This window comes from Aquimarina litoralis (assembly GCF_039523995.1).
GTDB lineage: Bacteria > Bacteroidota > Bacteroidia > Flavobacteriales > Flavobacteriaceae > Aquimarina > Aquimarina litoralis.
Genome location: NZ_BAAAGE010000009.1, coordinates 72,946 through 79,551 on the forward strand (window position 1 = coordinate 72,946; position 6,606 = coordinate 79,551).

Here is a 6,606-nt window from a genome sequence, read left to right on the forward strand (position 1 = left end):
TTTTTAAGTATCAGACAACAAAATCACGTTGTCGTTTTGCTTCAAAAATTAGTATTCCTGCAGCTACTGAAACATTCATCGAATCTATAACACCACTCATGGGGATTTTGATATTTTGCGAAGTGTTATATAACCACTCATCGGTTAAGCCTTTATCTTCAGTACCAACGACAATAGCCGTAGGTTTAGTATAATCTTGTGTGTAATAATTTTCTGAAGATTGTAATGCAGCTCCATAAATAGCAATGTTTTTATGATTTAGGTAGGCGATTATTTCCGCAGTAGAACCCATGGCAATGTTATTTGTAAAAACACATCCTACACTAGATCTAATGATATTTGGGTTGTAGAGATCTGTTCGAGGATTCGCAATGAGAACGGCATCCACTTTTGCTGCATCTGCTGTACGTAATAGCGCGCCTATATTCCCTGGTTTTTCTGGGGATTCAGCCACTAAAATCAATGGGTTTTTATTATCTAAATCAAGATTGTCTAATGACGCTTCTTTAGATTTTGCAATGGCTAAAATTCCCTCAGTAGTAGACCTATGTGATAGCTTTTGATAAATCTCTGTAGTAATCTCAAAGATGTCAATAGAACTAGAAGTATTATCTATTATAGCGGATACATCTTCATTTGATATAATTGTTGGGCAATAATAAATTTGTAATAGCTGATATCCACCATGAATCGCTAAAAAGATTTCTCTTTTTCCTTCGATCACAAATTTTTGCTCTTTTTTACGTAACCTAGATTTTTCTTTTAGCTGATGTAAAAACTTGATTTTTGGATTTTGTAAACTGGATATTAAGAGCATGAATTGTATAACTTTTGATCAATCCGTAAAATAAAGGTAATTCTGACTCCTATACAATAATTGATCTTTTTAATTTTATTGAAAACTATTGCAAAAAACAATATGTAATTAAAAAACCTCGTCAAAATTGACGAGGTCTTTTTATAAGTGAGATAATATTATTGTTTAAAAAATTACTTTACTTTTTCTACAATCGCTTTAAAAGCTTCTGGGTTGTTCATTGCTAAATCTGCAAGAACCTTACGATTCAATTCGATATTATTAGCTTTCACTTTTCCCATAAATTGAGAATAAGACATACCGTGTAAACGAGCACCTGCATTGATACGAGTGATCCATAAAGCACGGAAAGTTCTTTTTTTGTTTCTGCGGTCTCTATAAGCATATGACATTGCTTTATCGACTGCATTTTTTGCTACTGTCCAAACGTTTTTACGACGTCCGAAGTATCCTTTTGCTTGCTTAAGAACTCTTTTTCTTCTAGCTCTTTTCGCAACAGAATTTACTGATCTTGGCATAATTTTAAATTTTTTAGTAGTAGGCGGTCAATGATTTGACACTTTGTCTTTTTCATAAAAGGCCCAACTCCTGGGTTTATAATAATTTTAACCTGATTAAAAAATAATTACTTTAAACGTAGTTGTTCTTTAATACTATTTTCATCGCTTTTATGCACTAACGTAGAGTGCGTTAAAGCTAGCTTACGCTTTTTAGACTTCTTTGTTAAGATGTGGCTCTTAAAAGCGTGCTTTCTTTTGATTTTACCAGTTCCTGTAAGCTTAAAACGCTTTTTAGCACTGGATTTTGTTTTCATTTTAGGCATTGATCCTTGTTTTTATAATAATCTCACTTATTATTTTAAACTTCTTTTTACTTATTTAGTCTTTTTAGGTGCAATGAACATAATCATTCTTTTCCCTTCTAGTTTCGGCATTTGCTCTACCTTACCATAGTCTTCAAGTTCCTGTGCAAGTCTTAATAATAAAATTTGCCCCTGATCTTTATAAATAATAGAACGTCCCTTGAAGAAAACATAAGCTTTTAATTTAGCTCCTTCACTTAAAAACTTGATTGCGTGTTTTTTCTTAAACTCATAATCATGTTCATCTGTGTTTGGACCAAATCGTATTTCCTTAATGGTTACTTTGGTTGCTTTGGTTTTAAGAGCTTTGTCCCTTTTTTTCTGCTCGTATAGGAACTTTTTATAGTCCATAATTTTACAAACAGGAGGTACCGCTTTTGGAGAAATTTCTACAAGATCCAATTCTTGCTCTTCAGCAAGTGCTAGTGCTTTTTTAGTTGGATAAACACCAACTTCTACATTGTCGCCTACAAGACGCACTTCATCAACTCTAATTTTGTGATTGATTCTGTGAGCATCTTCTTTAATTACTCTTAGTGGTTTCTGAGACCTTCTTCTTCTTATTGCTATGACTTAAAAATTTAAATTAAACTTAAAATTTATTTCGGTTATCCATTAAATGGTAATAACGTCTTATTTATTTCTTCTGTTATTATTTCGGTGAACTTTTCGATACTAATCGCTCCGATATCTTCACCTCCATGTTTTCTAACCGATATCGTGTTGTTTTTCTCTTCTTGTTCCCCTACAATTACAATGTAAGGAATTTTTTTCATTTCTGCCTCTCTTATCTTTTTACCCATGGTTTCATTTCTATGATCGGCAAGGGCGCGAATTTCGTTATTTTCTAACAAATTTAAAACTTTTTCAGCGTATTTTTCATATTTCTCGCTGATTGATAGGACAATAACTTGTTCCGGCATTAACCAAAGTGGAAAGTTTCCAGCAGTATGTTCTAATAAAATAGCAATGAATCTTTCCATACTTCCGAAAGGAGCTCTATGGATCATTATAGGTCTGTGCATTTCGTTATCACTACCTTTATATTCTAAATCAAAACGCTCTGGTAAGTTATAATCTACCTGAATAGTTCCTAATTGCCAACTCCTTCCTAAAGCATCTTTGACCATAAAGTCGAGCTTAGGACCATAGAATGCTGCTTCGCCACTTTCAACTACATAGTCTAAGCCTTTATCTTTTGCGGCACTTATAATAGCATTTTCAGCCTTTTCCCAATTTATAACATCACCAATATATTTTTCTGGTTTATCGAGATCTCTAACAGATACTTGAGCAGTAAAATTTTGAAACCCGAGAGAACCAAATACATAAAGTACAAGATCGATTACTTTTTTAAACTCTTCATCGAGTTGATCAGGAGTACAGAAAATATGTGCATCATCCTGGGTAAATCCTCTTACTCTAGTAAGGCCATGTAGTTCTCCACTTTGCTCATAACGATATACAGTACCAAACTCAGCATAACGAATTGGTAAGTCTCTATATGACCACGGTCCGCTTTTGTATATTTCACAATGATGCGGACAGTTCATAGGTTTTAACAAAAACTCTTCACCATCTGCAGGTGTGTTAATCGGTTGGAAGCTGTCTTCACCATATTTAGCATAATGGCCAGAGGTTACGTAAAGCTCTTTCTGTCCAATATGAGGAGTCACAACCATTTCGTAACCCGCTTTTTTCTGAGCTTTCTTTAAAAATTGTTCTAAACGTTCTCGTAGAGCAGCACCTTTTGGTAGCCAAAGAGGTAGTCCTTGTCCTACTCTTTGGGAAAAAGTAAAAAAACCAAGTTCTTTACCTAATTTTCTATGATCACGTTTTTTGGCTTCTTCTAAGAGCTCAAGATATTCTTTTAGTTCCTTTTGTTTCGGGAAAGAAGTTCCGTAAACTCTTGTAAGTTGCTTGTTGTTTTCATCTCCCCTCCAATACGCACCAGCAACACTCATGATCTTTACAGCCTTAATGATTCCTGTATTCGGAATGTGTCCCCCACGACATAAATCTGTGAAGGTATCATGATCACAGAAAGTGATCGTTCCATCCTCTAGGTTTTCAATAAGCTCTACTTTATATTCGTTGTCTTCCTCTTTATATTTTGCTAAAGCATCGGCTTTAGAAACAGATCTCATTTTAAAATCATGTTTCCCTCTCGCAATCTCAAGCATTTTATCTTCAATTTTCTTGAAGTCTTTTTCAGAGATAGTTTGATCTCCAAGGTCTATATCATAGTAAAAACCATTATCAATTGCCGGACCAATAGAGAGCTTAACTCCTGGATACAATTCTTCTAAGGCTTGTGCCAATACATGAGAAGTAGAATGTCTAAATGCCGCCTTACCTTCATCATCTTTCCAGGTAAATAATACCAAATCACCATCGGTTGTTAATTCTGTAGAGGTTTCTATAGTGGTGCCATTGAATTTTGCAGAAATAACATTTCTAGCAAATCCTTCACTTATATCTTTTGCTACATCCATCGCAGTTAAACTGCTATTGTATTCTCTAACTGAACCGTCAGGTAAGGTGATTTTAATCATTATAATTGTTATTAAGTGCGCAAAGATAATACGATAATGAAAATCTTCACAATAATTACTAATTATTTAAAGTAAATAAAATATAGAATTCGATTAACGGGAAAATTGATGCCATACTTTATAGTTGAAAAAGAATACTATACTATCAATAAGTATCAAATTCTTTTATCAAATCTTTAAAAAAACTTCATCAAATAATGAGATGTGTATTCTTTTTTTGTTCATTTGTGAAAAGAGTAAGCATCTTTGCCCTACAATTTCATGATGAACACGCTTGCAGATAAACTGAAAATTTTAATCCATAATTGCTATTTAAGAACGATACTCCTAATTGGATTGTTTTTATGCTGTCAAGCTATGTTTTCTCAGGAGTTAGATTATGTTCGTAAGGATCTAGAGAAGAAACTTAAGAATATGAATAATCTAAACCCCGACGAATTCTTTCCGCTGGTAAAACCCTTATTAAAGGATAAAAAGGCTCGTATCTGGGGCTTAGATTATTTGGGGAGATACTATATGGAGAAAGAATATGCCGATTCTACTATTTATTACGGAAATAAGATTTATGAGCTATCTATAGGAAAAAAAGATTCGTTGTCTTATCAGTGGTTAAGTAAAGCCTATAATATGTTGGCTGTTGGGTATGGCTTTAAGGGGTTGGTTACTATAAGAGGCGAATATCACTTAAAAGGGTTGGATTTATATGAGAAAAAAGTAGTAGGTAATCAGATGTCTGTTCATCATATAAGAGGGTTAGCGGATTACTATTTAGATCAAAAAGAATATGATAAGGCAATACCATATTATAAGAAAAGTATAGAGGTTGATAAGAATAATAGTACAGTGTATTTTTCGTATAACAATTTGGGTCAGATTTATTCTAGAAAAGGAAAGTTTAAAGATGCTTTGTTTTATTTAAATAAAGCTTGTGAGGCACCAGAAGGTTATAAGGCTAGGGGGTATTGTTTAGAGAGCATAAGTGCTTGTTATCTTAAAATGGGTGATTTTGATGAGGCTATATATTATGGTGAGCTCGTACAAAATATGTTTGAAGATAAGAATTTGAAATTTGTACTGTTGTCAGGAATAACAATGGCACAAGCTTACCATGAAAAAAATAACTTCAAAAAAGCAATAGACATCTATTCGGTTTTATTAGAAAGAGTGAAGTCTAAAGGGTTTATTGATATTGAAATTCAGATTTTAGAAAGCCTCAGTAATACTTTAAAAAAACAAAATAAATATAAGGAAGCAGAAGAACACACTACATTAAGGTATCAGCTGAAAGATAGTCTTCGTAAAATACAGAAGGATAAGGAGATTGCGGAGTTATTAGTAAAGTACGATATTCTTGATCGTGAAAAGAAGATAGAGTTATTGCGTAAAAATCAGGAGATAAAAGATAATCTATTGATATCTGAAAGAAGGTATATGAGATTTCTTATTTATGGTTTTTTATTGGTAACAATTTCGAGCATTATACTTATCATTATATACAAGCAAAAATTGACTGCGAAAAATAAGTTGAGTAAACAGCAGGAAGAAATTAATGAAGAGCGAATCAAATCTTTGATTAAAGAACAAGAATTAAAGTTGATAAAAACATCTTTAGATGTTCAGAATACAGAAAGAAGACGTATTGCGCAAGATTTGCATGATAGTATAGGTGGTAATCTAGCGGCTATTAATTTAAAATTAGGTTCGCATACTCAGCAGAATGAAGATTTAGGCTTAATTAAGAAACAAGTGGATGAGACATATCAGTTGGTAAGAAAGATTTCTCATAATTTAATTCCTGATAACTTTTATGGTAATAGATTCTCGGAGGTTTTAGAGGAGTATCTAAATGAAATGGTTGTAAATAGTAATATTAAAATAACATTAAGTGTATTTCCTAAAAAAGAAATAGATCAACTGAATGAGAAATTGTCACTAGAAGTTTTTAGAGTTGTTCAGGAATTGTTAACGAATACATTGAAGCATGCAAAAGCAACAGAGATTTCATTGCAGTTAGATTTGTTAAATAATAACTTCCATATGATCTATGAAGATAATGGAGTAGGGTTTAAGTCTGTGACAAAGCAAGAGGGTATAGGCTTGAGGAGTGTAAGAGATAGGCTTAAAAAGTTAAACGGAAGTTTAGTTGTGGATTCTGTTATTGGTAGAGGAACAATATTAGATATAGAAATTACGGGAGTAAAAGCATAATGTTTTGGTTCCTTTTCTAAATATTTTATTTTTTTTAATTTGTAACTTTAATGTTTAGAGTGTTTTACAAAAAGGTTAAAAAATAGTTGTATTTTTTTGTTGTTGAAAGGAAAAAGGGTTGTATGTTTGCACCCGCAAAACGGAATAAGTTTTGAGAGTTCATT

6 protein-coding genes are annotated in these 6,606 nt (G+C 32.7%); 1 reads left to right on the forward strand and 5 read right to left on the reverse strand.

Annotation, left to right across the window (positions count from 1 at the left end; all coding sequences use genetic code 11):
• Positions 1 to 10 precede the first annotated feature (10 nt).
• From ABD077_RS24810 to thrS, 5 genes are all read right to left on the reverse strand, one after another.
• The gene (locus ABD077_RS24810; RefSeq protein WP_343914895.1) at positions 11 to 817 is read right to left on the reverse strand and encodes a TrmH family RNA methyltransferase; all 807 of its coding nucleotides are present in this window, start codon (positions 815 to 817) and stop codon (positions 11 to 13) included.
• A gap of 173 nt (positions 818 to 990) precedes the next feature.
• Positions 991 to 1,335, reverse strand: coding sequence for a 50S ribosomal protein L20 (rplT, locus tag ABD077_RS24815; protein WP_219010935.1), 345 nt, complete (start codon positions 1,333 to 1,335; stop codon positions 991 to 993).
• Between the two features lie 107 nt (positions 1,336 to 1,442).
• Positions 1,443 to 1,640, reverse strand: coding sequence for a 50S ribosomal protein L35 (rpmI, locus tag ABD077_RS24820; RefSeq protein WP_027394180.1), 198 nt, complete (start codon positions 1,638 to 1,640; stop codon positions 1,443 to 1,445).
• A 51-nt stretch (positions 1,641 to 1,691) separates the two neighbouring features.
• Complete coding sequence (gene infC / locus ABD077_RS24825) at positions 1,692 to 2,207, reverse strand: translation initiation factor IF-3 (RefSeq protein ID WP_280139552.1); 516 nt, start codon at positions 2,205 to 2,207, stop codon at positions 1,692 to 1,694.
• Positions 2,208 to 2,287: 80 nt separating this feature from the next.
• Positions 2,288 to 4,234 (reverse strand): threonine--tRNA ligase, encoded by a 1,947-nt coding sequence (gene thrS / locus ABD077_RS24830; RefSeq protein WP_343914896.1) that lies wholly within the window; start codon positions 4,232 to 4,234, stop codon positions 2,288 to 2,290.
• Between the two features lie 261 nt (positions 4,235 to 4,495).
• Here thrS and ABD077_RS24835 point away from each other — a divergent pair, with 261 nt between their 5' ends.
• The gene (locus tag ABD077_RS24835; protein ID WP_343914897.1) at positions 4,496 to 6,442 is read left to right on the forward strand and encodes a tetratricopeptide repeat-containing sensor histidine kinase; all 1,947 of its coding nucleotides are present in this window, start codon (positions 4,496 to 4,498) and stop codon (positions 6,440 to 6,442) included.
• The last annotated feature ends 164 nt before the right edge of the window (positions 6,443 to 6,606 follow it).